The organism is Pseudomonas sp. m6p (assembly GCF_055760375.1).
On sequence record NZ_CM147084.1, the window covers coordinates 5,303,709 to 5,328,508 of the forward strand.

Annotated in this window: 21 protein-coding genes; 10 read left to right on the top strand and 11 right to left on the bottom strand. The window is 60.6% G+C overall.

Annotated features, from left to right (window positions below; all coding sequences use genetic code 11):
• Nucleotides 1-176 precede the first annotated feature (176 nt).
• The 4 genes from mdtD to yccS all read left to right on the top strand — a co-directional run bounded on the left by mdtD (nucleotide 177) and on the right by yccS (nucleotide 6,953).
• Nucleotides 177-1,616 carry a multidrug transporter subunit MdtD gene (gene mdtD / locus ACYZUM_RS24240; RefSeq protein WP_108184048.1) on the top strand — a complete coding sequence of 480 codons (1,440 nt, stop codon included), beginning with the start codon at nucleotides 177-179 and terminating at the stop codon, nucleotides 1,614-1,616.
• Nucleotides 1,617-1,847: 231 nt separating this feature from the next.
• Complete coding sequence (gene dbpA, locus ACYZUM_RS24245; RefSeq protein WP_007962660.1) at nucleotides 1,848-3,233, top strand: ATP-dependent RNA helicase DbpA; 1,386 nt, start codon at nucleotides 1,848-1,850, stop codon at nucleotides 3,231-3,233.
• Nucleotides 3,234-3,381: 148 nt separating this feature from the next.
• Complete coding sequence (locus ACYZUM_RS24250; protein ID WP_041063403.1) at nucleotides 3,382-4,560, top strand: BaiN/RdsA family NAD(P)/FAD-dependent oxidoreductase; 1,179 nt, start codon at nucleotides 3,382-3,384, stop codon at nucleotides 4,558-4,560.
• 209 nt (nucleotides 4,561-4,769) lie between these two features.
• On the top strand, nucleotides 4,770-6,953 hold the full coding sequence (gene yccS, locus ACYZUM_RS24255) for a YccS family putative transporter (RefSeq protein WP_047297089.1): 2,184 nt from the start codon (nucleotides 4,770-4,772) through the stop codon (nucleotides 6,951-6,953).
• Between the two features lie 123 nt (nucleotides 6,954-7,076).
• Here the strand turns inward: yccS and ACYZUM_RS24260 are convergent, their stop codons facing one another.
• Nucleotides 7,077-7,814, bottom strand: coding sequence for a substrate-binding periplasmic protein (locus ACYZUM_RS24260; RefSeq protein WP_108184049.1), 738 nt, complete (start codon nucleotides 7,812-7,814; stop codon nucleotides 7,077-7,079).
• A 257-nt stretch (nucleotides 7,815-8,071) separates the two neighbouring features.
• On the opposite strand from ACYZUM_RS24260, the gene ACYZUM_RS24265 reads away from it, so the two are divergent.
• Nucleotides 8,072-8,524: a GNAT family N-acetyltransferase gene (locus ACYZUM_RS24265; RefSeq protein WP_108184050.1), complete on the top strand. Its 453-nt coding sequence runs from the start codon at nucleotides 8,072-8,074 to the stop codon at nucleotides 8,522-8,524.
• Nucleotides 8,525-8,647: 123 nt separating this feature from the next.
• Here ACYZUM_RS24265 and ACYZUM_RS24270 read toward each other — a convergent pair whose 3' ends face one another.
• The 3 genes from ACYZUM_RS24270 to ACYZUM_RS24280 all read right to left on the bottom strand — a co-directional run bounded on the left by ACYZUM_RS24270 (nucleotide 8,648) and on the right by ACYZUM_RS24280 (nucleotide 11,674).
• A complete protein-coding gene (locus tag ACYZUM_RS24270; RefSeq protein WP_003229005.1) occupies nucleotides 8,648-8,944 on the bottom strand; it encodes a winged helix-turn-helix domain-containing protein in 297 nt (98 codons plus the stop codon).
• Between the two features lie 71 nt (nucleotides 8,945-9,015).
• Nucleotides 9,016-9,507: a M48 metallopeptidase family protein gene (locus ACYZUM_RS24275; protein WP_108184051.1), complete on the bottom strand. Its 492-nt coding sequence runs from the start codon at nucleotides 9,505-9,507 to the stop codon at nucleotides 9,016-9,018.
• Nucleotides 9,508-9,550: 43 nt separating this feature from the next.
• Entirely contained in the window at nucleotides 9,551-11,674 is a 2,124-nt protein-coding gene (locus tag ACYZUM_RS24280; RefSeq protein WP_041063414.1) for a putative bifunctional diguanylate cyclase/phosphodiesterase, read from the bottom strand.
• Nucleotides 11,675-12,008: 334 nt separating this feature from the next.
• On the opposite strand from ACYZUM_RS24280, the gene ACYZUM_RS24285 reads away from it, so the two are divergent.
• Complete coding sequence (locus ACYZUM_RS24285) at nucleotides 12,009-12,677, top strand: polysaccharide lyase family 7 protein (protein ID WP_108184052.1); 669 nt, start codon at nucleotides 12,009-12,011, stop codon at nucleotides 12,675-12,677.
• A gap of 202 nt (nucleotides 12,678-12,879) precedes the next feature.
• On the opposite strand, the gene fba is transcribed toward ACYZUM_RS24285, so the two are convergent.
• The 6 genes from fba to tkt form a co-directional block, all read right to left on the bottom strand.
• Nucleotides 12,880-13,944, bottom strand: a complete 1,065-nt coding sequence (fba, locus tag ACYZUM_RS24290) for a class II fructose-bisphosphate aldolase (protein WP_003177554.1) — start codon at nucleotides 13,942-13,944, stop codon at nucleotides 12,880-12,882.
• A gap of 252 nt (nucleotides 13,945-14,196) precedes the next feature.
• A complete protein-coding gene (locus ACYZUM_RS24295) occupies nucleotides 14,197-14,529 on the bottom strand; it encodes an MliC family protein (protein WP_047297097.1) in 333 nt (110 codons plus the stop codon).
• Between the two features lie 57 nt (nucleotides 14,530-14,586).
• On the bottom strand, nucleotides 14,587-14,808 hold the full coding sequence (locus ACYZUM_RS24300; protein ID WP_007961876.1) for a hypothetical protein: 222 nt from the start codon (nucleotides 14,806-14,808) through the stop codon (nucleotides 14,587-14,589).
• A 34-nt stretch (nucleotides 14,809-14,842) separates the two neighbouring features.
• On the bottom strand, nucleotides 14,843-16,006 hold the full coding sequence (locus tag ACYZUM_RS24305; RefSeq protein WP_108184053.1) for a phosphoglycerate kinase: 1,164 nt from the start codon (nucleotides 16,004-16,006) through the stop codon (nucleotides 14,843-14,845).
• A 26-nt stretch (nucleotides 16,007-16,032) separates the two neighbouring features.
• The gene (epd, locus tag ACYZUM_RS24310; protein ID WP_108184054.1) at nucleotides 16,033-17,091 is read right to left on the bottom strand and encodes an erythrose-4-phosphate dehydrogenase; all 1,059 of its coding nucleotides are present in this window, start codon (nucleotides 17,089-17,091) and stop codon (nucleotides 16,033-16,035) included.
• 154 nt (nucleotides 17,092-17,245) lie between these two features.
• On the bottom strand, nucleotides 17,246-19,243 hold the full coding sequence (gene tkt, locus ACYZUM_RS24315; protein ID WP_108184055.1) for a transketolase: 1,998 nt from the start codon (nucleotides 19,241-19,243) through the stop codon (nucleotides 17,246-17,248).
• Between the two features lie 258 nt (nucleotides 19,244-19,501).
• Between tkt and ACYZUM_RS24320 the strand changes: the two genes are divergently transcribed.
• The 4 genes from ACYZUM_RS24320 (at nucleotide 19,502) to ACYZUM_RS24335 (ending at nucleotide 24,108) form a co-directional block, all read left to right on the top strand.
• Nucleotides 19,502-20,497 (top strand): ArsR/SmtB family transcription factor, encoded by a 996-nt coding sequence (locus tag ACYZUM_RS24320; RefSeq protein ID WP_041063436.1) that lies wholly within the window; start codon nucleotides 19,502-19,504, stop codon nucleotides 20,495-20,497.
• An 18-nt stretch (nucleotides 20,498-20,515) separates the two neighbouring features.
• Complete coding sequence (gene metK / locus ACYZUM_RS24325; protein ID WP_027610621.1) at nucleotides 20,516-21,706, top strand: methionine adenosyltransferase; 1,191 nt, start codon at nucleotides 20,516-20,518, stop codon at nucleotides 21,704-21,706.
• 245 nt (nucleotides 21,707-21,951) lie between these two features.
• The gene (gene ligB / locus ACYZUM_RS24330) at nucleotides 21,952-23,619 is read left to right on the top strand and encodes an NAD-dependent DNA ligase LigB (protein ID WP_108184056.1); all 1,668 of its coding nucleotides are present in this window, start codon (nucleotides 21,952-21,954) and stop codon (nucleotides 23,617-23,619) included.
• A gap of 93 nt (nucleotides 23,620-23,712) precedes the next feature.
• Nucleotides 23,713-24,108, top strand: coding sequence for a DUF1090 domain-containing protein (locus tag ACYZUM_RS24335; protein ID WP_108184057.1), 396 nt, complete (start codon nucleotides 23,713-23,715; stop codon nucleotides 24,106-24,108).
• Between the two features lie 180 nt (nucleotides 24,109-24,288).
• On the opposite strand, the gene ACYZUM_RS24340 is transcribed toward ACYZUM_RS24335, so the two are convergent.
• Entirely contained in the window at nucleotides 24,289-24,738 is a 450-nt protein-coding gene (locus ACYZUM_RS24340; RefSeq protein ID WP_108184058.1) for a c-type cytochrome, read from the bottom strand.
• Between the last annotated feature and the right edge of the window lie 62 nt (nucleotides 24,739-24,800).

Genomic DNA, 24,800 nt, shown 5'->3' on the forward strand with positions numbered 1-24,800 from the left:
ATCAAGTGCTGGAGTGGACCCTGTGGCGAGGGGATTTATCCCCGATGGGTCGCGTAGCGGCCCCGCTTTTAAAATCAAATGCAGGGGACTGCTGCGCAGTCCATCGGGGATAAATCCCCTCACCACAGGGTTTCTTCACGACAAGCCATTTGGATTAACCACCCACCCGAGGTTCCATGCCCACACGCCCGCCTCTCGACGCCATCACCGCCCGCTGGTTGCCGTGGGTCGTCGCCATTGCGTTCTTCATGCAGTCCCTCGACGGGACCATTCTCAACACCGCCCTGCCGGCCATGGCCCGGGATCTGGCCGAAGACCCGTTGCGCATGCAAGGCGTGGTCATCGCCTACATGCTCACCGTGGCCTTGCTGATTCCGGCCTCGGGCTGGATCGCCGACCGCTTTGGCACCAAGAAAATCTTCTTCGGCGCGATCCTGCTGTTCAGCATTGGCTCGCTGCTCTGTGCGTTATCGAGCACTCTGACCATGCTGGTTGGCGCGCGTGTGATCCAAGGCCTGGGCGGCGCATTGATGTTGCCGGTCGGACGGCTGGTGGTGCTGCGTGCCTATCCGCGTTCGGAACTGGTGCGGATCATGGGCTTCATCACCATTCCCGGCCTGCTCGGCCCGTTGATCGGTCCGACCATGGGCGGCTGGATGGTGCAATACCTGACGTGGCACTGGATCTTCCTGATCAACCTGCCGGTCGGTGTTCTCGGCTGCTACGCGGTGTGGAAATTCATCCCCGACCTGCGCGGTACTGAACGCACGCGCTTCGATAGCCTCGGTTTCCTGCTGTTCGGCGCTGCAATGATCCTGATCACCATCGCCATGGAAGGTCTGGGCGAATTGCACTTGCCGCATCTGCGGGTGATGTTGCTGCTGTTCGGCGGTCTGGCCTGTCTGGCGGCGTACTGGCTGCGCGCCGGGCGTGTCGAGAATCCGCTGTTCGCCCCTTCGCTGTTCAAGACCAGGACTTTCGCGGTAGGAATTATCGGCAACCTGTTCGCCCGCCTGGGCAGCGGCGCCCTGCCGTTTCTGGTGCCGTTGCTGCTGCAGGTGGCGCTGGGTTATTCGCCATCGCAGGCAGGGATGAGCATGCTACCGCTGGCTGCAGCGGCGATGTTTGCCAAGTGGATGGCGCGGCCGCTGATCGAACGCCTCGGCTATCGCATTGTGCTCACCGGCAACACTCTGGCGCTGGGGATCATGCTGGCGAGCATGGGCCTGGTCAGCGAGCAGACGCCGTACTGGCTGCTGTTGTGCCTGCTGGCGGTTCTCGGCGCGATCAACTCGCTGCAATTCACCGCGATGAACACCGTAACCCTGATCGACCTCGACGACGCCAGCGCCAGCAGCGGCAACAGCTTGCTGTCGGTGGTGGCGCAATTGTCGCTGAGTCTGGGCGTGGCCTGTGCCGGTGCGTTGCTTGGTGGCTTCACGGCGGAGATCGGCAACGATGGCGTCGAGACCGTACTGGGCGCGTTCCAGCTGACGTTTGTCACGGTCGGAATCATGGCGATGCTGGCAGCGACGATCTTCTCGCAACTGTCGAAAGAAGACGGGCGCCGGGTCAAACGCCCGGATGAACATCCGGATGAGCACATCGAACACTGAACAAACAGTGAATGCTTTTGTGGCGAGGGAGCTTGCTCCCGCTGGACTGCGCAGCAGTCCCCCGCTTTATGAGCTGAAGAGCGGGGCCGCTTCGCGCCCCAGCGGAAGCAAGCTCCCTCGCCACAGTTGAATCTCTTCCCATGGGTTTTAATCACTGTTCGTCCAGAACTTTCGAGGAAAGTGGCACGGGGCTGCTACACTGCGCGACATTTTGTTTTGCAGGCCAGTCCCGTGACCACCATCGCCACCGCTTTTAATACTCTGCCGCTGTCCGCCGCCATGCTGGCTAACCTCGAATCCCTCGGTTATGCCCAGATGACGCCGATCCAGGCGCAGAGCTTGCCGGTGATCCTCAAGGGGATGGACCTGATCGCCCAGGCCAAGACCGGCAGCGGCAAGACCGCTGCATTCGGCATCGGCCTGCTCAACCCGATCAACCCGCGCTACTTCGGTTGCCAGGCGCTGGTGATCTGCCCGACCCGTGAGCTGGCCGACCAAGTCGCCAAGGAAGTCCGTCGCCTGGCCCGTGCCGAAGACAACATCAAGGTCCTGACCCTGTGCGGCGGCGTGTCGTTTGGCCCGCAGATCGCTTCGCTGGAGCATGGCGCACACATCATCGTCGGCACCCCGGGACGTATCCAGCAGCATCTGCGCAAGGGTTCGCTGGTCCTCGACGGCTTGAACACGCTGATCCTCGACGAAGCCGACCGCATGCTCGACATGGGCTTCTACGACGCGATCGAAGACATCATCGAAAAGACCCCGGCACGCCGTCAGACCCTGCTGTTCTCCGCCACGTACCCGGTGGGCATCAAGCAATTGGCGTCGAAATTCATGCGCGATCCGCAAACGGTGAAAGCCGAAGCGTTCCACGACGACACGCAGATCGAGCAGCGCTTCTACGAGATTTCCCCGGAAGAGCGCATGAGCGCAGTGACCAAAGTCCTGCACCACTTCCGCCCGGCTTCCTGCGTGGCGTTCTGCTTCACCAAGCAGCAAGTGCAGGAAACCGTTGACCACCTGACCTCCAAAGGCATTTCCGCCGTCGGCCTGCACGGCGATCTGGAACAGCGTGACCGCGATCAGGTACTGGCGATGTTCGCCAACCGCAGTACTTCGGTTCTAGTCGCCACCGATGTCGCCGCTCGTGGTCTGGACATCGACGCGTTGGACATGGTGATCAACGTCGAACTGGCCCGCGACTCGGAAATCCACATTCACCGCGTCGGCCGTACCGGTCGTGCCGGCGAGAAAGGCATTGCGGTCAGCCTCGTTGCGCCGTCCGAAGCGCATCGCGCGCAAGCCATCGAACAGTTGCAGAAAGCCCCGTTGAACTGGGATCAGGTCGATAACCTCAAGTCCCAGGGCGGCGCCCCACTGCAGCCACCGATGAGCACCCTGTGCATCGCCGGCGGGCGCAAGGACAAGGTGCGTCCGGGCGACATCCTCGGCGCACTGACCGGTGACGCCGGCATCCCGGGTGCCCAGGTCGGAAAGATCGCGATCTTCGACTTCCAGTCGTATGTGGCAGTTGAGCGCACCGTGGTCATGCAGGCGCTGCAGCGCTTGAACAACGGTAAGATCAAGGGCCGTTCGCTGCGCGTGCGCGTCCTTTAAGAACAACGCACACCCCCTGTAGGAGCTGCCGCAGGCTGCGATCTTTTGACTTTGTTTTTAAAGAGCAAGATCAAAAGATCGCAGCCTCGTTTCACTCGACAGCTCCTACAACAGTTGGTTTTGTGGTGATATTTCAGAGGACACCGTTTTGCGCTCTACCGAAGTCGTGATCATTGGCGCTGGCGCCGCAGGGTTGATGTGTGCACTGACCGCCGCCGGGCGTGGGCGTCAGGTGCTGCTGCTCGACCATGCGAACAAGGCCGGCAAGAAAATCCTGATGTCCGGTGGTGGCCGCTGCAATTTCACCAACATGTACACCGAGCCGGGCAATTTCCTCTCGGGTAACCCGCATTTCTGCAAATCGGCACTGGCGCGCTACACCCAGTGGGATTTCATCGGCATGGTCGCCAAGCATGGCGTGCCCTACCACGAGAAAAAACTCGGCCAGCTGTTCTGCGATAACAAATCCAGCGACATCCTCGGCATGCTGCTCGACGAGTGCGATCAGGTCGGCGTCGAGCTGCACCTGGACACCTCGATCCAGACCATCGAAAAGGTCGAAAGCGGTTACCTGCTCGACACCACCCTCGGCCAGGTTCAGTGCCAATCGCTGGTGATCGCCACCGGCGGGCTGTCGATCCCGACGCTGGGCGCTACCGGTTTCGGTTATCAGGTCGCCAGGCAGTTTGGCCACGAACTGCTGCCAACCCGTGCCGGCCTGGTGCCGTTCACCATCACCGATCAGCTCAAGGAACTGTGCACCGAGTTGTCCGGTACCTCGGTGGATTGTCTGGTCAGCTGCAACGAGCAGAGCTTTCGCGAGAATATCCTGTTCACTCACCGCGGCCTCAGTGGCCCGGCGATTCTGCAGATCTCGTCGTTCTGGGAGCCGGGCGACACCGTGGAGATCAACCTGCTGCCGGATCACGACACCGCCGCATGGCTGCAACAGCAAGTGGCCGAACGCCCGAACAGCGAACTGAAAACCCTGCTCGGGGAAATCTTCACCAAGAAGATGGCCAACCTGTTGGCGGACAACTGGTTCGTGTCCAAACCGATGAAGCAATACACCCACGCCGAACTGGCGCAGATTGCCGACAAGCTCGGCAGCTGGAAAGTTGTCCCGGCCGGCACCGAAGGCTACCGCACCGCCGAGGTCACGCTGGGCGGCGTCGATACCCGCGAAGTGTCGTCCAAGACCATGGAATCGCTGAAAAGCCCAGGGCTGTATTTTGTCGGCGAAGTGCTCGACGTCACCGGGCATCTGGGCGGTTTCAACTTCCAGTGGGCATGGGCCTCGGGTTACGCGGCTGCGCAATACGTCTGACTGAAACAACACTCCCCTGTAGGAGCTGCCGAAGGCTGCGATCTTTTGATCTTAAAAACAGGATCAAAAGATCGCAGCCTTCGGCAGCTCCTACAGGGGTAGCGGGCAATCAAGGAACACTTTTTGCTGTCAGATGTGATCGGCGCCATTGCGTCGGCGTCATTACTGGCTCAATTTAGCGGCATCGCCTCGGAAGGCCTTCGCACTTCATGTCCTCGACCTCGTTTCGTCAGTCTTTGCGGCGCCTGTGGGCGCTGGATAAATTCAGCTACAGCGTGCGGGTGTTCATCGCCCTGACCGGCAGCATGGCGCTGTGTTGGTATCAGGATGAAATGGGCCTGCTGATCCCGTTGTTCCTCGGAATCATCGCCAGCGCCCTGGCCGAGACCGACGACAGTTGGCAGGGTCGCCTCAACGCCCTCGCCGTGACACTGGTGTGTTTCAGCATCGCCGCGCTGTCGGTGGAACTGCTCTTCCCCTACCCCATCGTCTTTGCCATCGCCCTGGCCCTGGCCAGCTTCGCCCTGACCATGCTCGGTGCGCTCGGCGAGCGTTATGGCGCGATTGCTTCGGCAACGTTGATCCTGTCGGTCTACACCATGATCGGCGTGGATCAGCGCGGCGGCGCGGTCACCGATTTCTGGCACGAACCGATGCTGCTGGTGGCCGGCGCGGCGTGGTACGGCCTGCTGTCGGTGCTGTGGCAGGCGCTGTTTTCCAACCAGCCGGTGCAGCAGAGTCTGGCGCGGCTGTTCCGTGAACTGGGCTTCTATCTGAAGCTGAAAGCCTCGCTGTTCGAGCCGATCCGTCAGCTGGACGTCGAAGGACGGCGGCTGGAACTGGCACAGCAGAACGGTCGCGTAGTGGCCGCGCTGAACAGCGCCAAGGAAATCATCCTGCACCGGGTCGGCAACGGTCGCCCGGGCTCGAAAGTCAGCCGTTATCTGAAGTTGTATTTCCTCGCCCAGGACATTCACGAACGCGCCAGCTCTTCGCACTATCCTTACAACGCGCTGGCCGAGGCGTTCTTCCACAGCGACGTGCTGTTCCGCTGCCAGCGCTTGCTGCGCCAGCAGGGCAAAGCCTGTCGTGCGCTGGCCGAGTCGATCCAGATGCGCCAGCCGTTCGTCTACGACGCCAGTTTTGCCGAAGCGCTGACTGACCTCGACGCGTCCCTTGAACACCTGCGCATCCAGAGCAATCCGGCGTGGCGCGGCCTTCTGCGTTCGCTGCGTGCTCTGGCAGCCAACCTCGGTACCCTCGACCGCTTGCTCAGCGATGCGAGCAACCCTGACGCGCTGGCGGACGCCACCGACAGTAGCCTGCTCGACCGCTCACCACGCAACCTCAAGGACGTGTGGATTCGTCTGCGCACGCAGCTGACACCGACCTCCTTGCTGTTCCGCCACGCCCTGCGTCTGCCGCTGGCATTGAGTATCGGCTACGGCATGGTGCACCTGATTCACCCGTCGCAGGGCTATTGGATCATCCTCACCACACTGTTCGTCTGCCAGCCGAATTACGGCGCAACCCGGCGCAAACTCGGGCAGCGGATTCTCGGCACCGCCATCGGTCTGACCGTGGCCTGGGCGCTGTTCGATCTGTTCCCCAGCCCGCTGGTGCAGTCGTGCTTCGCCATTGCCGCCGGGGTGGTGTTCTTTACCAACCGCACCACGCGTTACACCGTGGCGACGGCGGCGATCACGATCATGGTGCTGTTCTGCTTCAACCAGATCGGTGATGGCTACGGGCTGTTCCTGCCGCGCCTGTTCGATACCCTGCTCGGCAGCCTGATCGCCGGCCTGACGGTGTTCCTGTTCCTGCCGGACTGGCAAGGTCGACGCCTGAACAAAGTGCTGGCCAACACCCTGACCTGCAACAGCATCTACCTGCGCCAGATCATGCAACAATACGCCGCCGGCAAGAGCGATGACCTCGCCTATCGCCTGGCACGGCGCAACGCGCACAACGCCGACGCGGCACTGTCGACCACGCTGGCGAACATGCTGATGGAGCCGGGGCATTTCCGGAAGGAAGCGGATGTCGGTTTCCGCTTTCTGGTGCTGTCGCACACGCTGCTCAGCTACCTGTCCGGGTTGGGCGCGCATCGCGAAACGCAGCTACCGGCGGAAGTCCGCGAACACCTGATCGACGGTGCTGGAGTGAAACTGGCCGCGAGCATCGATGAAATCGCCCAGGGCCTGGCGAACAAACAGCCCGTGGCGATCCAGAGCGACGACGAGGAAGCGCTGGCCAATGAGCTGGAGCAGATGCCGGACGAGATCGATGAAGGGCAGCGGCTGGTGCAGACGCAACTGGCATTGATCTGCCGGCAGCTGGGGCCGTTGCGCACGTTGGCGGCGCATTTGATCAAAGACACCAGTGAGGCTTAAGTTGACCGGACTGGCCCCATCGCTGGCAAGCCAGCTCCCACATGATTTGTGTACACCGCAATACCTGTGGGAGCTGGCTTGCCAGCGATGAGGGCATCAGCAACAACGCACGGGATCAGATGCTCACATCCCATGCTGCCTCAGCAACTTGTCATAACTGCCATCCGCCTTCATCGCCGCAATCGCCTTGTCGAACCCGGCCACAATCTGCTCATGCTCGGGGTTCTTCAGGCTCACCAGAATATGCAGGCTGTTCTCGCTCAACGGCTTGGGCAGGAACTCCACGGCGTTGCGTACCTTGGGTGATTCGCGCGCCAGGTAATAGCGTGCGACATACTCATCTTCCAGCGTCAGCTTGACCCGATCCGCCGCCAGCATGCGCACCGCCATTGCAAAGTTGTGCACCGGGACTTTCTGCAACGCCGTGTCGGCATCGAACGCCTGCGAGTAGGCATAACCGCGCACCACCGCCACCGGATAGGTGTGCAGTTGTTCCAGGCTGCTGTATTCCAGCGGCGTGTCCTTGCGCTTGAGAAAGCGGATGCGGTTGAGCAGGTATTCGCCAGAGAACTGGCCGATCCGGGTGCGCTCGTCGTTGTACCAGGCGTTGACCAGCACGTCGTACCGGCCCTCGCCCACCCCCAACAACGCCCGCGCCCACGGCACCTGCTCATAGTCGCTGGCATAACCGGCCCGCGCCAGCGCCGTGCTGACGATGTCGGTGGCCAGACCACCGTTGACCAGCGTGTCATCGGTAAAGGGCGGCCAGATATCAAACACCAGTCGCAACTTCTCCGCTGAGGCGGTTTGGGCCAGCAAGAGCAATCCGATCAAAGCAAAGGCTCGATGCAGTCGCGGCATGCTTGAAAATCCTTAGCGGGCGGTTGGCCCGGCGTGTTTTCCAGTCAAAACCCCAAGGCCCCGTACCGGCGAAACCCAGGCCCTAACAGTAGCTCATTGAAGCCAGTGCACAGCGCTTTCCAGCAGATTACACAAAGCGGCCGCCACCGCGAGAAAGGAATGATGGCATTTTGACCTTTGTCACAGACTGTTCCGCCATACAGACATCCGGCGCCAGTGCCCTTAGTATCGGGCGACGGAGTTCAAGGAGTCGGAAGATGACAATCGAGTGGGTCTGCAAGCATCACAGTGATCTGGGCAAAGAAGAGTTGTACGCACTGCTGAAGCTACGCTCGGAAGTGTTCGTGGTCGAACAGAAATGCGCCTACCCGGACCTCGACGGCCAGGATCTGGACGGCGACACCCATCACCTCATGGGTTGGGAAGATGATCAGTTGATGGCCTATCTGCGCCTGCTTGATCCCGAATCCCAGGGCGGTGACGTGGTGATCGGCCGCGTGATCATTGCGCCGCAGGGCCGTGGCAAAGGGCTCGGGCATGTGATGATGGAACACGCGCTGAAACAGGCCGGGAAGCATTGGCCGCAGGTGCCGATCTACCTGTCGGCGCAGGCGCATTTGCAGGGGTATTACGGCAGGTACGGGTTTGTGGTGGTGGGTGAGGAGTATCTGGAGGATGACATTCCGCATATCGGCATGCGTCGTCCTTGAGGCCCTCATCGCTGGCAAGCCAGCTCCCACAGGTTCATCCGTTGCTCACAACAACCGTGTTGACTGGAGACCCTTGTGGGAGCTGGCTTGCCAGCGATTGCGTCAGCTCAAACACTGCAAAACTCAGGGATATTCCAGCACAGCCTTGATCTGCCGCAGATTGCGCTCGATCCACCCGCGATCAATCGCCCCCCACTCGCGAATCCGATAGCGCCCGGCATGGTTGCGCGCACCCTCTTCCTGCTCGAATTCACAGACGATGTCCAGATCCGCCAGCGCGGCGATCGTGTCCTGCGCCGTGCGCCGGGGCATGCCGGTCACTTCGGTCAGCGCCGGGACGCTCGGGGCCAGGCCGCTGTCGATCAGGTAGGCCACGTACAGGCGCCGGTAAAAACTGCTTTTGGTCTTGCTTACGTCCATCTAAACACTCCCAACGTTAAAAGATCGCAGCCTGCGGCAGCTCCTACAGTTGGAATGCGATCTTTTGATCTTCATTGCAAATCCCGCCACGTCAGGTACACCCGCAGATCGAACTCGATCTGGTGATACCCCGGCAGCATGTGTTCGCACAATTTGTAGAAAGCCTTGTTGTGGTCCGATTCCTTGAAGTGCGCCAGTTCATGCACAACGATCATCTTCAGGAACTCGGGCGCAGCCTCTTTGAACAGCGAGGCGATGCGAATCTCTTTCTTGGCCTTGAGCTTGCCGCCCTGCACCCTTGAGACCGTGGTGTGCAGGCCCAGCGCGCGATGCGTCAGGTCGAGGCGGTTGTCGAACAGCACTTTGTCGATGGCCGGCGCGTTGCGCAGGTATTCCTGCTTCAGGTCCAGCGCGTAGCTGTACAGCGCCTTGTCGCTCTGCACATCGTGACGTCCGGGATAGCGTTGGCTCAGATAGTCACCCAGACGCTGTTCGGCGATCAGTTGGCGCACCTGATCCTGCAGTTGTGCGGGATAGGCCTGGAGGTATTTCAACGCAGTCATGGACACGGCAGCACGGTTCGAAAAGAGCGCCAGTGTAGCGAATTCAAACCGGCAGCGCGCTCCAGTCAAAGGGTTTGGCAAAGCTGACGGCGTCCTCGGAGGTCAGCGGACGCGCCACCAGGAAACCCTGCACGTATTCGCAGCCATGCGCCTGCAGCCATTGATACTGTTCAACGGTTTCCACGCCTTCGGCGATCACCAGCAAACCGTACTGTTTGCACAGATTGATCACGTTGCTGACCAGCGCCGCGTCGCGCGTCGAGTCCGGCAGCCGCGCAATCAGGTGTCGATCCAGCTTGAGCGTATCCAGCTCCAGATCACGCAGATACGCCAGCGAACACGGGCCCGAACCAAAGTCATCCAGCGCCACCCGCACCCCGAGATTACGCAGCAGGCGCAACTGTTTGCGGGTCTCGTCGGGGTTGTGCATCAGCGCGTCTTCGGTGACTTCCACCTCCAGTTGCCGCGGCTGCAGCGAATGCCGCTCCAGCACCTGACGTAACTCGGTGACCAGGTTCGGCAGGCCGAACTGGGTGTTGCTCAAACTCACGCCGAGCACCAGATCCTCGGCGAACAGGGTTTCCCAGGCTTTGCGCTGACCGGCGCCACGGTGATAGATCCAGCTGCCGAGCCGACTGATCAGCCGTGCTTCCTCCAGCAATGGCAGGAACAACCCCGGCGGCACATCGCCGACGCTCGGGTGCTGCCAGCGCAGCAACGCCTCGAAACCGCGGATCTGCCCGCTGTCGATCGCCACTTGCGGTTGATACACCAGATTGAAGTCACGGTTCTCGATGGCGTTGCGCACGCTCTCTTCGAGCATCAGCCGCGAGCGCGCGCGGCCGTTCATTTCGTGATCATAAAAACGATACTGCTGACGCCCGGCACGCTTGGCTTCGTACATGGCGATGTCGGAGGCGCGCAGCAAGCCGTCGAGGTTCGCGCCGCAGTCCGGGTAAGTGGCGATGCCGATACTCGCGCCGAGAGCGATGTCCAGTCCTTCGATCTGCTGACAGATCGACACCCTTTCGATGAGCTTCTCGGCAATTTTTGCGGCCTGCTCGGGAAACTCCAGATCGAGCAACGCGGTGAACTCGTCACCGCCCATGCGCGCGAGAATGTCGAACGGTCGCAGACAGGCCTTCAACTGCTCGGAAACCCAGCGCAGCACCCGGTCGCCGGCATCGTGGCCAAGGGAATCGTTGACCCGTTTGAAGCCATCCAGATCCAGATACAGCAGCACCCAACTGCTGTCGCTGCGTTCACCGCGCAGCAGCAGGTTTTCCACCGTCTGATAAAAGCCCCGGCGATTGAGCAGACCGGTCAACGGATCGGTGACCGCTTGAAATTCCAGCTGCTGATGCAGGTGACGCACCACCGACATGTCCAGCACCGTCACCACCATCGCCCGCTGCTCGGCCGGCAACGGCGCGCAGGACAACGCCACCGGCACCTGCTGCCCCGGTGCCGTGCGCAACAACGCATCGTGCAGACGCAAGGTCTCACCGCGTTTATAGCCGGCCAGCAACTCGGAACCGGCCCATAGCGGGATATGCGGTTTCTGCAGAAAATCGAGAAATTCCTTGCCCTCCAGCTCTTTCACCGGCGCATTCAGCAATCGCGAAATCGCTGGGTTGGCGAAGCGGATCAGGCCGTCCTCGCCGAGCACCAGAATGCCTTCCGCCGCGTTGTCCAGCACCGAGGCATTGAAGGCCCGCGCGAGTTCCAGATCATGACTCAGACGCTGCAAGGCGCGGCGGTTGCGCTGGTGTTCGAGCAATGCCTGGACTTTCGGCTTGAGGATCTGCGGATCGAACGGCTTGAACAGGTAATCCACCGCGCCACTGGCGTAACCCTTGATCACGGCGTCCTGTGATTGCTCGTTGGCGGTAAGGAAAATGATCGGCGTGAGACGCGTGCGCTGGCTGCCGCGCATCAGCCGCGCGACTTCGAAGCCGTCCATGCCCGGCATCTGCACGTCCAGCAGCACCAGATCGACATCGTGTTCGAGCAGCAGATTGAGCGCCTCGAAACCGGAGGCGGCGGTCATGACGTGCCAATCCTGACGCTGCAGCAACGCGCGCATGCTGATCAGGTTTTCAGGGTAGTCATCAACGATCAAAAGGACAGAGCTGCCTTCACCTGGCTGGGGTTGCGCGCATTCCATGCTGCTTCTCTTGTCGGGACATCTCTTGTCGGACTATCGGCCGGTTTTTTGTGAAAACCGTACAGTTACTGAGCCATCACTCTAGTCCCGGATCTGTGAAAGCAGAAGCTGCCACGCCGCCATCATTTAGCCAAAGCTGTAATTTACCGACTAACGGTCACCCCTGCAGCCCCCGAAAACCGGCACAGATGGCATTTCGACAGGATGTTGACGCCAATCATCTGCCAAACGGGCGTTAACAAAAAACACCTCTACGCTTATAACTGCCGCCCGAAAAAGCGCGGGCTAGAGCTTCTGGCACTCGCGTACAGGAAAATTGAGTGGAAGAACCGACATGATCGATCTCGCAACCTGGAACCTCAGCGTTCCCGTCGGCAGTCCGCCGTACACCGTCGAAACCTCCAAACTGGTGAATGGCTTCAAGGATCAGTACTTCCATTCCGACACCGGCACCTTGTTCTTCTGGTCGCCGGTGACCGGGTCAAAAACCGAAAACGCCATTTACCCGCGCACCGAACTGCGCGAAACCTTCAGCAACGGCTCCCTGCGCAACTGGTACTACCCCGACGCCGACAACACCCTGCGCGCGACCCTCGCCGTGAACAAAGTGCCCAGCTCCGGCAAGATCGTCATCGGCCAGATCCACGCTTATGAAAGCCAGAAGCCGATGGTCAAACTCGAATACCAGTACAAGACCAAAACTGAAACCGGCAACCTGGTGATCAAGGTGCGCATGCACCCCGATGACGACGAAAGCCGCGTCATCACCCTCGCCACCGGCATCAAACTCGACCGCGAATTCAACTACCTGATCCACCTCAGCCCCGGCGGTGCACTGGGCGTGAGCGCAGCGGGTTATCAGTGGGATTCACAAATCAGCGCGACGTGGCGCAACAAGCCGCTGTACTTCAAGGCTGGGGTGTATGTGCAGGACAACACCGGGTATACCAGTGAGGGTGGGCAGGTGACGTTCAGCAAGCTGGATATTGATCACGACAAATAACATTGCCGAGATTGCGAAAGAACCCATGCCCCCTGTGGGAGCTGGCTTGCCAGCGAGGACGGTTTACCAGCCTCCAGCAATGATGAATGCCAGACTGCAATCGCAAGCGGGCTCTCGCCTGCAAGGGTTTCAGCCTGTTCTGCACCCAATAAAAAACCCGCCTCTCGGCGGGTTTTTCATAAAAGCGGTTTAACGCTCAGGCTTAGTTGACCTTGGCGTTCAACTCACCCTTCAGATAACGCTGATACATCGCTTCCAGCGAGATCGGCTTGATCTTCGAAGCGTTACCGGCGGTGCCGAACGCTTCATAACGAGCGATACACACATCACGCATCGCCGTCACGGTCGCGCCGAAGAATTTACGCGGGTCGAATTCGCTAGGGTTGGTAGCCATCAGGCGACGCATGGCGCCGGTGGATGCCAGGCGCAGGTCGGTGTCGATGTTGACCTTGCGCACGCCGTACTTGATGCCTTCGACGATTTCTTCAACCGGTACGCCGTAGGTTTCTTTGATGTCGCCGCCGTACTGGTTGATGATCGCCAGCCACTCTTGTGGAACCGACGAGGAACCGTGCATCACCAGGTGGGTGTTCGGGATGCGCTTGTGGATTTCCTTGATGCGGTCGATCGCCAGCACGTCGCCGGTAGGTGGCTTGGTGAACTTATAGGCGCCGTGGCTGGTGCCGATGGCGATGGCCAGGGCATCGACCTGAGTCTTCTTGACGAAGTCAGCGGCTTCTTCCGGGTCGGTCAGCATCTGGCTGTGATCCAGAACGCCTTCAGCGCCGATGCCGTCTTCTTCACCGGCCATGCCGGTTTCCAGCGAGCCCAGGCAGCCCAGCTCGCCTTCTACCGAAACGCCGCAGGCGTGAGCCATGGCGACGGTTTGTTGGGTCACGCGGACGTTGTATTCGTAGTCGGTGGGGGTCTTGCCGTCCTCGCCCAGGGAGCCGTCCATCATCACCGAGCTGAAGCCCAGTTGAATGGAGCGCTGGCAGACGTCAGGGCTGGTGCCGTGGTCCTGGTGCATGCACACCGGGATGTGCGGGAATTCTTCGATCGCGGCCAGGATCAGGTGACGCAGGAACGGCGCGCCGGCGTATTTGCGAGCGCCGGCCGAAGCCTGAACGATCACCGGGGAGTCAGTCTTGTCAGCGGCTTCCATGATGGCGCGCATCTGCTCAAGGTTGTTGACGTTGAAGGCTGGAACGCCGTAGCCGAACTCGGCTGCGTGGTCCAGCATCTGGCGCATGCTGATAAGTGCCATTGTGTGTGTCTCTCCCGGTTGAGGGTCGTTAATCGTGCCAGCCTGCCGGAGCGGCGGCGGCTATTCAAGTGATTGCAGATCGGGGGTTGAGGCCCGGTCTGGTGATTCGATAAAGCAAATTCCTGAGAACTGCACAGATCCCCTGTGGGAGCGAGCCTGCTCGCGAAAGCAATCTCGCAGTCGTTGATGCAGTGCCTGTCAGACCGCTTTCGCGAGCAGGCTCGCTCCCACATGAGAATCGCAATGCTTCAATTACTCGGCTTTGCAGCCGCGGCCAATCAGGTCATTGGTGGCGACCCAGTACACCAGGCCTTCGTCACCCTTGACGTGAAACGCCAGCATGCCGTCGCTGTAAAGCACGCCCGAGGCGCCCGGCTCTTCTTTCAGGCGATAGACCTGATCGCCGCCGCCCAGTCGAACATCGACTTCCTTCTGGCCGGCATCGGCGTAACGCCACAGCACTTTGGCCTGGCTGTCGCAGGTCCAGGTGGTCCAGCTATCCGCCGGCGCGGACGACTGAAACAGGTTCATCTGCGCGCAACCGCCTAACAATGCCAATGCCGCAATGGCGATCAAGCCTTTCATCCGTGTTCCTCGACTGACAGCGCACGCCGCCAGCCCTGCGTTAAAGAGTCAGACCGGTCAAGGACAACCATGTTCCTTGGCCGGGGTTTGCGTCTCGTATTTGTCCAGACCGTCCGGCCCCGAGCGCTTGTTCAGCACCGGGTTGGTTTCGGCCTGCCAGTCGGCCTGATAGCAGCCTTTCTGTGCCGCATCCGGCGCAGGTGTCGCCTCGGCCTTCGGGTTACTCCCGCAGGCCGCCAGCGTACCGGTCAGCAACAACAGCGCTAACGACTTGACCATCTGAACACTCCTTTGCCTGGCCAAACGGGCGGCCTCAGGCCTTGGCCCGGCTTTCCAGGACTTCAACGGCTGGCAGCACCTTGCCTTCGACGAATTCGAGGAACGCGCCACCACCGGTGGAAATGTAGGAGATTTGCTCGGCCACGCCATATTTATCGATGGCCGCCAGGGTGTCGCCACCGCCGGCAATGGAGAACGCGGCGCTGTCAGCGATGGCCTGGGCCAGGACTTTGGTGCCGTTGCCGAACTGGTCGAATTCGAACACGCCGACCGGACCGTTCCACAGAATGGTTTTCGACGATTTCAGCAGTTCAGCGAAGTTGGCCGCGGTTTGCGGGCCGATGTCCAGAATCATGTCGTCAGCGGCAACGTCAGCGATCAGCTTGACGGTGGCTTCGGCGCTTTCGGCGAATTCCTTGGCAACCACCACGTCCACCGGCAGCGGCACGCTGACCTTGGCGGCGATGGCGCGCGCGGTGTCCAGCAGGTCCGGCTCATACAGCGACTTGCCGACCGGGTGACCGGCGGCCGCCAGGAAGGTGTTGGCGATGCCGCCGCCAACGATCAGTTGATCGCAGATCTGGCTCAGGCTGTTGAGGACGTCGAGTTTGGTCGAGACCTTGGAGCCGGCAACGATCGCAGCCATTGGCTTGGCCGGTGCGCCCAGCGCCTTGCCCAGTGCGTCCAGCTCAGCGGCCAGCAAAGGGCCGGCAGCGGCGACTTTGGCGAACTTGGCCACGCCGTGGGTCGAACCCTCTGCGCGGTGCGCGGTGCCGAAGGCGTCCATCACGAACACGTCGCACAGGGCGGCGTATTGCTGGGCCAGGTCGTCGGCGTTCTTTTTCTCGCCCTTGTTGAAGCGCACGTTTTCGAACAGCACGATGTCGCCGGCCTTGACGTCAACGCCGCCCAGGTAATCGGCCACCAGCGGCACGTCGCGGCCCAGGGCCTTGCTCAGGTAGTCGGCGACTGGCTTGAGACTGTTCTCGGCGGAGAATTCGCCTTCGGTCGGACGGCCCAGGTGCGAACACACCATCACCGCCGCGCCTTTTTCCAGGGCCAGCTTGATGGTCGGCAGCGAAGCCAGGATACGCGCATCGCTGGTGACAACACCGCCCTTGACTGGGACGTTGAGGTCTTCGCGGATCAATACGCGCTTACCTTGCAGATCGAGGTCGGACATCTTCAACACGGTCATGGGTCGCACTTCCTGAGTAGCTGTTCTTAGAGAGCAGGTTTTTTTGAAATCGCTGTTTGCAGATAGTGGTCTGCAACGTCCAGCATTCGGTTGGCAAAACCCCATTCGTTGTCGAACCAGGCCAGGATGTTCACCAGTTTGGGGCCGGAAACACGGGTCTGACTGGCATCGACGATGGCCGAATGTGGGTCATGGTTGAAATCACAGCTGGCGTGCGGCAACTCGGTGTAGGCCAGCAGCCCCTTGAGCGGGCCGTTGGTGGCGGCTTCGCGCAGGATCCGGTTGACCTCGCCCGCATCGGTCGCGGTGGCGGTCTGCATCGTGATGTCGAGGCAGGACACGTTGACCGTCGGCACGCGTACGGCTTTGGCCTGAATTCGCCCGGCAAGTTCCGGCAGCAGGCGCTCGATGCCACGCGCCAGACCAGTGGACACCGGGATCACCGACTGGAACGCCGAACGGGTGCGGCGCAGGTCTTCGTGGTGATAGGCGTCGATCACTGGCTGATCGTTCATCGCCGAGTGAATCGTGGTGATCGACACGTAATCCAGGCCGATCGCCTTGTCCAGCAGACGCAACAGCGGCACGCCGCAGTTGGTGGTGCAGGAGGCGTTGGACACCAGCAGTTCGGTGCCGGTCAGGCAATCCTGATTGACACCGTAGACGATGGTGGCGTCGACATCCGCCTCGCTGGCCATCGGTTGCGAGAACAGCACCCGGGGCGCGCCGGCGTCGAGGAAACGCTGGCCGTCTTCACGGGTGTGGTAGGCGCCGGAGCATTCGAGCACCAGGTCGACGCCCAGCGCCGCCCAGTCGATGCCTTCGGGGGTGGCACTGCGCAGGACCTTCACGCAGTCGCCATTAATATGCAGACAATCGCCTTCTACTCGCACTTCGCCGGGAAAGCGGCCGTGGGTGGAGTCGAAGCGTGTCAGGTATTCGATGCTGGCCATGTCCGCCAGATCATTGATCGCGACAATTTCAAACCCGGCCTTCTCGCCACGCTCGAACAACGCACGCAAGACGCAACGACCAATCCGGCCGTAGCCGTTGAGTGCAACTTTGTAGGGACGCGGTTGAGGCATGGGGTTCTCGATAGTATTCGCTAACAACACAACCCCATGTAGGAGCTGCCGGAGGCTGCGATCTTTTGATCCTGTTTTTAGATCAAGATCAAAAGATCGCAGCCTTCGGCAGCTCCTACAGGGAACGCGGCGACTTGGGTCGCCGCGCTATGTTTTAGTCTTCCAACAGCTCTTCAGCCTGACCCAGGATGTTGTCCAGGGTGAAACCGAATTCTTCGAACAGTGCCGAAGCCGGCGCCGATTCGCCGTAGGTGGTCATGCCGATCACGCGACCTTCCAGACCCACGTACTTGAACCAGAAGTCGGCGTGAGCCGCTTCGATTGCGATACGTGCGCTGACCTGCAGCGGCAGAACCGATTGCTTGTAGCCGGCGTCCTGCGCATCGAACACGCTGGTGCAAGGCATGGAAACCACGCGCACCTTGCGGCCTTGCCCGGTCAGTTTGTCGTAGGCCTGAACGGCCAGACCGACTTCCGAACCGGTCGCGATCAGGATCAGCTCAGGCTCGCCTGCGCAGTCCTTCAACACGTAACCACCGCGGCTGATGTCGGCGATCTGGCCGGCATCGCGTTCCTGATGCTGCAGGTTCTGACGCGAGAAGATCAGCGCCGATGGGCCGTCCTTGCGCTCCAGCGCGTTTTTCCAGGCCACCGCCGATTCAACGGCATCGGCTGGACGCCAGGTGTCGAGGTTCGGCGTGGAACGCAGGCTGGTCAGTTGCTCGATCGGCTGGTGCGTCGGGCCGTCTTCGCCCAGACCGATGGAGTCGTGGGTGTAGACGTGGATCACGCGCTTCTTCATCAGCGCCGACATGCGCACCGCGTTGCGCGCATATTCCATGAACATCAGGAAGGTCGCGCCGTAAGGCACCAGACCGCCGTGCAGGGACACGCCGTTCATGATCGCGGTCATGCCGAATTCGCGCACGCCGTAGTACATGTAGTTGCCGCTGGCATCTTCAGCGCTGACGCCTTTGCAACCTTTCCACAGGGTCAGGTTGGAACCGGCCAGGTCAGCCGAACCGCCGAGCAGTTCCGGCAGCAGCGGGCCGAACGCGTTCAGGGTGTTCTGGCTGGCTTTACGGCTGGCGATGGTTTCGCCTTTGGCCGCGACTTCAGCGATGTAAGCCGAGGCTTTTTCCGAGAAGTCAGCCGGCAGTTCGCCGCTCAGACGACGGATCAGTTCGTTGGCTTCGGTCGGGAATGCAGCAGAGTAGGCAGCGAAGCGCTGATCCCATTCGGCTTCGGCGGCACGACCTTTTTCCTTGGCATCCCACTCGGCATAGATGTCGGCCGGGATTTCGAACGGGCCGTGGTTCCAGTTCAGCGCCTGGCGGGTCAGAGCGATTTCCGCGTCACCCAGTGGGGCGCCGTGGCAGTCTTCCTTGCCCTGCTTGTTCGGCGAACCGAAACCGATGGTGGTCTTGCAGCAGATCAGGGTCGGCAGCGGGCTCTTGCGCGCGGTTTCGATGGCGGTCTTGATCTCTTCCGGATCGTGACCGTCGACGTTGCGGATCACCTGCCAGTTGTAGGACTCGAAACGCTTTGGCGTGTCATCGGTGAACCAGCCTTCGACTTCACCATCGATGGAAATACCGTTGTCATCGTAGAAGGCGATCAGCTTGCCCAGGCCCAGCGTACCGGCCAGGGAAGCGACTTCGTGGGAAATGCCTTCCATCATGCAGCCATCGCCGAGGAACACGTAGGTGTGGTGATCAACGATGTTATGGCCAGGACGGTTGAACTGCGCGCCCAGCACCTTTTCAGCCAGCGCAAAGCCGACGGCGTTGGCCAGACCCTGACCCAGCGGGCCGGTGGTGGTTTCGACGCCCGGGGTGTAGCCGAATTCCGGGTGACCCGGGGTGCGGCTGTGCAGTTGACGGAACTGCTTGAGGTCGTCGATCGACAGGTCGTAACCGGTCAGGTGCAGCAGCGAGTAGATCAACATCGAGCCGTGGCCGTTGGACAGCACGAAGCGGTCACGGTCGGCGAACGACGGGTTGCTCGGGTTGTGCTTGAGGTAGTCGCGCCAAAGTACTTCGGCGATATCTGCCATACCCATAGGGGCACCGGGATGGCCGCTGTTGGCTTTTTGCACGGCATCCATGCTGAGGGCACGAATGGCGTTGGCACGCTCACGACGGCTAGGCATCGCTGATCTCCTGGGTGTGAATAGATTGAAACGGAAAAAAGGAGGGCATTTTCCCTCACCGGAGCGCCTCGGGGCAATGACAGATAGTCATCCGAAGGCGTTTTTCCCGTGCTGGACGGCGGTTTCGTCTGGTGAAACCTTTCCGCTGTTCGTTTGTAGAGTTAACCAGTCAGTGAGAAGTGCCATCTATCGAGCAATATCAAAACTTTTTGATATTGCCCTTGCGGCGATTTCCCACCGTCACTAGACTGCTGCCCCATGAACTTACGCGTGCCTTCCATTCGCCATGACGATTGCGACGAGCTGGCGGCCCTGTGCAAGGCCGGTGGCGACCCGCTGCGCCTGAATGTATTGCGCGCGCTGGCCAACGATTCGTTCGGTGTACTGGAGCTGGCGCAGATTTTCGGCATTGGTCAGTCAGGCATGAGCCACCACCTCAAGGTGCTGGCCCAGGCCGATCTGGTAGCGACGCGCCGCGAGGGCAACGCGATTTTCTATCGCCGCGCCCTGCCCCACACTGAATTGCTGGGCGGCAAGTTGCATGCAGCACTGTTAGAAGAAGTCGACAATCTGGCGCTGCCGGAGGACGTGCAGGCACGGATCGCTCAGGTCCACGGACAACGTGAAGCTGCCAGCCAGGATTTTTTCGCCCGGGTCGCAGAGAAATTCCGCGCCCAGCAAGACTTGATCGCAGGCCTGCCGCAGTACCGCGACAGCGTGCTGGCCCTGCTCGACAAACTGAACTTCAATGGTGCTGCCACGGCCATTGAAGTCGGCCCCGGCGATGGTGCTTTTCTGCCGGAACTGGCCCGCCGCTTCGGCACCGTAACCGCGCTGGACAACAGCCCGGCGATGCTCGAACTGGCGCGTCAGGTATGTGAACGTGAACGGCTGGCTAACGTCAGCCTGCAATTGGCCGATGCATTGAATGGCACAAGCCTGACGGCCGATTGCGTGGTACTGAACATGGTGTTGCACCATTTCGCCGCGCCGGCCGAAGCGCTCAAGCACATGGCCGGCCTGCTGCAACCGGGCGGTAGCCTGCTCGTGACAGAGTTATGTAGCCACAACCAGAGTTGGGCCAGGGAGGCCTGCGGTGATCTGTGGTTGGGGTTTGAACAGGACGATTTGGCCCGTTGGGCCACCGCTGCGGGACTCGTTCCCGGGGACAGCCTCTATGTAGGCTTACGTAATGGTTTCCAGATCCAGGTTCGCCACTTTCAGCGACCGGCTGGCGACACTCACCATCGGTAAATTCAGGAAAACATCGAGATGAGCGAATACTCCCTCTTCACCTCCGAGTCCGTGTCTGAAGGACATCCGGACAAAATCGCCGACCAGATTTCCGATGCGGTGCTGGACGCCATTATTGCCCAGGACAAACACGCACGCGTTGCCGTGGAAACCCTTGTCAAGACCGGCGTTGCCATCGTGGCCGGTGAAGTGACCACCAGCGCCTGGGTCGACCTGGAGCAGATCGTTCGTGACGTGATCTGCGACATCGGCTACACCAGCTCCGAAGTCGGCTTCGACGGCGCGACCTGCGGCGTGATGAACATCATCGGCAAGCAGTCCCCTGACATCAACCAGGGTGTTGACCGCGCCAAGCCTGAAGATCAGGGTGCCGGCGACCAGGGCCTGATGTTCGGCTACGCCAGCAACGAAACCGACGTGCTGATGCCAGCGCCGATCACCTTCTCGCACCAGCTGGTACAGCGTCAGGCCGAAGCCCGCAAATCAGGTCTGCTGCCGTGGCTGCGTCCGGACGCCAAGTCGCAAGTGACATGCCGTTACGAAGGCGGCAAGGTGGTCGGTATCGACGCCGTGGTACTGTCGACCCAGCACAACCCTGAAGTGTCGTACAAAGACCTGCGCGAAGGCGTGATGGAGCTGATCGTCAAGCACGTGCTGCCTGCCGAACTGCTGAGCAAAGACACCCAGTTCCACATCAACCCGACCGGCCAGTTCATCATTGGCGGCCCGGTAGGTGACTGCGGTCTGACCGGTCGCAAGATCATCGTCGACAGCTACGGCGGCATGGCCCGTCACGGCGGTGGCGCGTTCTCCGGTAAAGATCCATCGAAGGTTGACCGTTCGGCGGCCTACGCTGGCCGTTACGTGGCCAAGAACATCGTCGCTGCCGGCCTGGCCGAGCGTTGCGAGATCCAGGTGTCCTACGCCATCGGTGTCGCTCAGCCGACTTCGATCTCGCTGAACACCTTCGGTACCGGCAAGATCAGCGATGACAAGATCATCAAACTGGTGCGTGAAGTGTTCGACCTGCGTCCATACGCAATCACCACCATGCTGGATCTGCTGCACCCGATGTACCAGGAAACTGCAGCCTACGGCCACTTCGGTCGTGCTCCGCAGACCAAGACGGTTGGCGAAGACACCTTCTCCACCTTCACCTGGGAAAAAACCGACCGCGCCGACGCTCTGCGTTCCGCCGCAGGTCTGTAAGCCCTTCCCGGCTGCAAAAAAAGCCCCGCACGGTTCGCGCCGTGCGGGGCTTTTTCATGCTTGCCAGGATTAAAAGATCGCAGCCTTCGGCAGCTCCTACAGATGAATGCGCTCCCCTGTAGGAGCTGCCGAAGGCTGCGATCTTTTGATCTTCATCGCCGAAACAAGAGGAAAAACTCCCACTCGACGTGGCTGAAAAATCCTGACTACCCTTCAAATTATCCCCATGAGCAAGGACGCTCACGATGCGCTTTTCTGTTTTGCTTTTTCTCAGTCTCGTAGGCCTGAGCAGCCACGCCACCCAATGTCCGAACTGGCCTGCCGCTCAGGCGCAAAACGAAATCTCGGCTCTGCAACAGCAGATCGACCAATGGGACGACGCCTACCACCGCCAAGGCCGCTCGCTGATTGCCGACGAGCTCTACGATCAATCGCGCCTGCGGCTCAACCAATGGCGACAGTGCTTCCAGCAGCATTCAGCGCCCGAACCTTTGCGCACTGCCTCAGGCGCCATCGCTCATCCAATCGCCCACACCGGTCTGGACAAGCTTCACCAAGCCGTCGCCGTTCAAGCGTGGTTGAAGAATCGGCAGGATGTCTGGGTACAACCCAAGGTCGATGGTGTGGCCGTCACGCTGATTTACCGTCGCGGCCTGTTACAGCAAGCGATCAGTCGCGGTAACGGCATCAGCGGTCAGGACTGGACAGCATCGGCGCAAAAGATCGGCGCCATTCCGCAACATCTGACTCAACCGCTGGACTTGCTGGTGCAAGGCGAACTCTACTGGCGCCTGCAGCAACATGTGCAAGCCAGCGCCGGCAGCGTCAATGCCCGCGCCACCGTTGCCGGGCTGATGAACCGCAAAACCTTGAATGCAGAACAGGCAGCCGGAATCGGCCTGTTTGTCTGGGACTGGCCACAAGGGCCAGCGAGTCTGCCGGAAAGAATATCGACGCTGGCAACCTTGGGATTCGCCGCAACGGCGCCATTCAGCCAGGCCATCGCCAACTTTGCCGATGCACAAAAATGGCGCGAGCATTGGTATCGATCGCCTCTGCCCTTCGCCACCGACGGCATTGTCCTGCGCCAGAGCCAGCGCCCACTGGCCGAGCGCTGGCAGGCAAGCGCGCCCTACTGGGCCGTCGCCTGGAAATACCCGTTTACCCGAGCGCTGGCCGAGGTGCGCAAAGTGAATTTCAAGGTCGGCCGCAGCGGACGCATCACCCCGGTATTAGAGTTGTCGCCGGTGATGCTCGATGACCGCGAGATCAAACGCGTCAGCGCCGGCTCCCTCAAGCGCTGGCAGGCGCTGGATATCCGCCCCGGCGATCAAGTAGCAATCAGCCTGGCCGGGTTGACCATCCCGCGACTCGACAGTGTGGTGCTGCGCACTACCGAACGAGCCGCCCTCGACATTCCCGACACGCGCGACTTCCACGCCTTGAGTTGCTGGCAACCGACACCCGGTTGTGAAAGCCAGTTTCTCGCGCGCCTGACCTGGCTCAGTGGCAAACAAGGCCTCGCGCTGCAGAATGTCGGGCGCGGCACCTGGGAGAAACTTCTGGAAACAGGCCGCCTGAACAACCTGCTGGATTGGTTGACCCTCGACGAGCCAGAGCTTGCTAACATTGCCGGCTTCGGCGAGCGCAGCAGCGCACGTCTGATCAACAGTTTTCACAGCGCCCGCCAACGACCGTTCACGCAGTGGCTCAAAGCCTTGGGTTTACCGCCCACCGGTCAGGCACAACTGGCCGACTCGTGGCAGGCGCTGGCACAACGCAACACCGAACAATGGCAGGCAGAAGCCGGAATCGGCCCGGGCCGCGCGGCGCAATTGAGCGCATTCTTCCGCGACCCGCAGGTGCTGGCCTTGAGTGACACATTACGCGCCGCCGGAATCGACGGCTTCTGATCACGCAATTCCGGCAGCCGGGAACCGAAGGAACGTCAGACGCTCAAACAGCGCAGTGCCACCGACCCGATTGCCTTCGCACATGGAGCTTTTATGAAATTTCTTGCACCGCTCGCCTTGCTGACCCTCTGTGGCGTTTTGGCCGCACCTGCGATGGCCGACGAAGACGCGCCGGGCCTGACCGGTTGCGCCGCGAAGAAGCAGGGCATCATCAATCAGCTCGAACAGGCCAAATCCCGGGGCAACACCGATCAGCAGGCCGGTCTGCAAACCGCTCTGGATGAAGTGACCAAGAACTGCACCGATGCCGGCCTGAAGAAAGAACGCGAAAACAAGGTGCTGGAAGCCAAGCACGAAGTCAGCAAACGTCAGGCTGATCTCGACAAGGCGATGAAGAAAGGTGATCCGGAGAAGATCGACAAGCGCAAAAACAAACTCGCCGAGTCGCGCAAAGAACTGCAGGATGCGCTGGACCAGATCGATAAGTAACCGAAGGTTTGGTGAGGGAGATTTATGTGGTGAGGGGATTTATCCCCGATGGGCTGCGCAGCAGCCCCAAAACCATTCAATCGAGTCTTTCAGAAAGAACAGCAGGTTCACGACGGCTGCGCCGCCGATCGGGGCGGTGCGACGTTTCGCTAAATCCCCTCGCCACAATTGCTCAGCAGTTCAATGGTCCCGAAACTCTTTATGGCAAGCGCTGCAGGCATCTTCAACCTTCTGCACGGCCGGCCCGAGGTTACTGGCCTTGTACGGCTGAACCTTGCTGGCGATCACCAGTTCACCGGTGGCCGCCTCAAGGTTACGGACCAATTCCTGAAAGCGGGCCTGACGCAGCCAGACATCGTCCTTGGCGCTGGTGTGATCTTCTTCGCGCACCTGCGGGAAATGCTTCCACGGTTCATGAGACAACGCATCAAGCTTCACCGCGCCTTCGGCGAATTTCGGCCCGTCGAACGGAATGCGTCCGCGCAACATGCCGCCCAGGTCTTCACCGGTCTTGAGCATCTGCTTGAAGATCGACTTACGTTGACCCAGCGGCGAATTCGGATCGACGCCGCCACAGGCGGACAAGGTCAGACAGGCCAGCAATACAACAGTAATTCTTTTAAGAGTCATGGTGGCTTCAGGTCACGGAATTCGGCGGCCAGTATCCTCGCGTCGCCGTCAAACACCAATAG

Bases quoted from the DNA above. Each gene is read 5' to 3' on its own strand.
- yccS (WP_047297089.1), top strand. From the start codon at position 4,770: ATGTCCTCGACCTCGTTTCGTCAGTCTTTGCGGCGCCTGTGGGCGCTG.
- epd (WP_108184054.1), bottom strand. From the start codon at position 17,091: ATGCCTCAACCGCGTCCCTACAAAGTTGCACTCAACGGCTACGGCCGG.
- fba (WP_003177554.1), bottom strand. From the start codon at position 13,944: ATGGCACTTATCAGCATGCGCCAGATGCTGGACCACGCAGCCGAGTTC.
- ACYZUM_RS24260 (WP_108184049.1), bottom strand. From the start codon at position 7,814: ATGCCGCGACTGCATCGAGCCTTTGCTTTGATCGGATTGCTCTTGCTG.
- ACYZUM_RS24275 (WP_108184051.1), bottom strand. From the start codon at position 9,507: ATGACTGCGTTGAAATACCTCCAGGCCTATCCCGCACAACTGCAGGAT.
- ACYZUM_RS24295 (WP_047297097.1), bottom strand. From the start codon at position 14,529: ATGAAAGGCTTGATCGCCATTGCGGCATTGGCATTGTTAGGCGGTTGC.
- tkt (WP_108184055.1), bottom strand. From the start codon at position 19,243: ATGCCTAGCCGTCGTGAGCGTGCCAACGCCATTCGTGCCCTCAGCATG.
- ACYZUM_RS24265 (WP_108184050.1), top strand. From the start codon at position 8,072: ATGACAATCGAGTGGGTCTGCAAGCATCACAGTGATCTGGGCAAAGAA.
- ACYZUM_RS24335 (WP_108184057.1), top strand. From the start codon at position 23,713: ATGAAATTTCTTGCACCGCTCGCCTTGCTGACCCTCTGTGGCGTTTTG.
- ACYZUM_RS24305 (WP_108184053.1), bottom strand. From the start codon at position 16,006: ATGACCGTGTTGAAGATGTCCGACCTCGATCTGCAAGGTAAGCGCGTA.
- ligB (WP_108184056.1), top strand. From the start codon at position 21,952: ATGCGCTTTTCTGTTTTGCTTTTTCTCAGTCTCGTAGGCCTGAGCAGC.
- ACYZUM_RS24320 (WP_041063436.1), top strand. From the start codon at position 19,502: ATGAACTTACGCGTGCCTTCCATTCGCCATGACGATTGCGACGAGCTG.
- metK (WP_027610621.1), top strand. From the start codon at position 20,516: ATGAGCGAATACTCCCTCTTCACCTCCGAGTCCGTGTCTGAAGGACAT.
- ACYZUM_RS24270 (WP_003229005.1), bottom strand. From the start codon at position 8,944: ATGGACGTAAGCAAGACCAAAAGCAGTTTTTACCGGCGCCTGTACGTG.
- ACYZUM_RS24300 (WP_007961876.1), bottom strand. From the start codon at position 14,808: ATGGTCAAGTCGTTAGCGCTGTTGTTGCTGACCGGTACGCTGGCGGCC.
- mdtD (WP_108184048.1), top strand. From the start codon at position 177: ATGCCCACACGCCCGCCTCTCGACGCCATCACCGCCCGCTGGTTGCCG.
- ACYZUM_RS24340 (WP_108184058.1), bottom strand. From the start codon at position 24,738: ATGACTCTTAAAAGAATTACTGTTGTATTGCTGGCCTGTCTGACCTTG.
- ACYZUM_RS24285 (WP_108184052.1), top strand. From the start codon at position 12,009: ATGATCGATCTCGCAACCTGGAACCTCAGCGTTCCCGTCGGCAGTCCG.
- ACYZUM_RS24280 (WP_041063414.1), bottom strand. From the start codon at position 11,674: ATGGAATGCGCGCAACCCCAGCCAGGTGAAGGCAGCTCTGTCCTTTTG.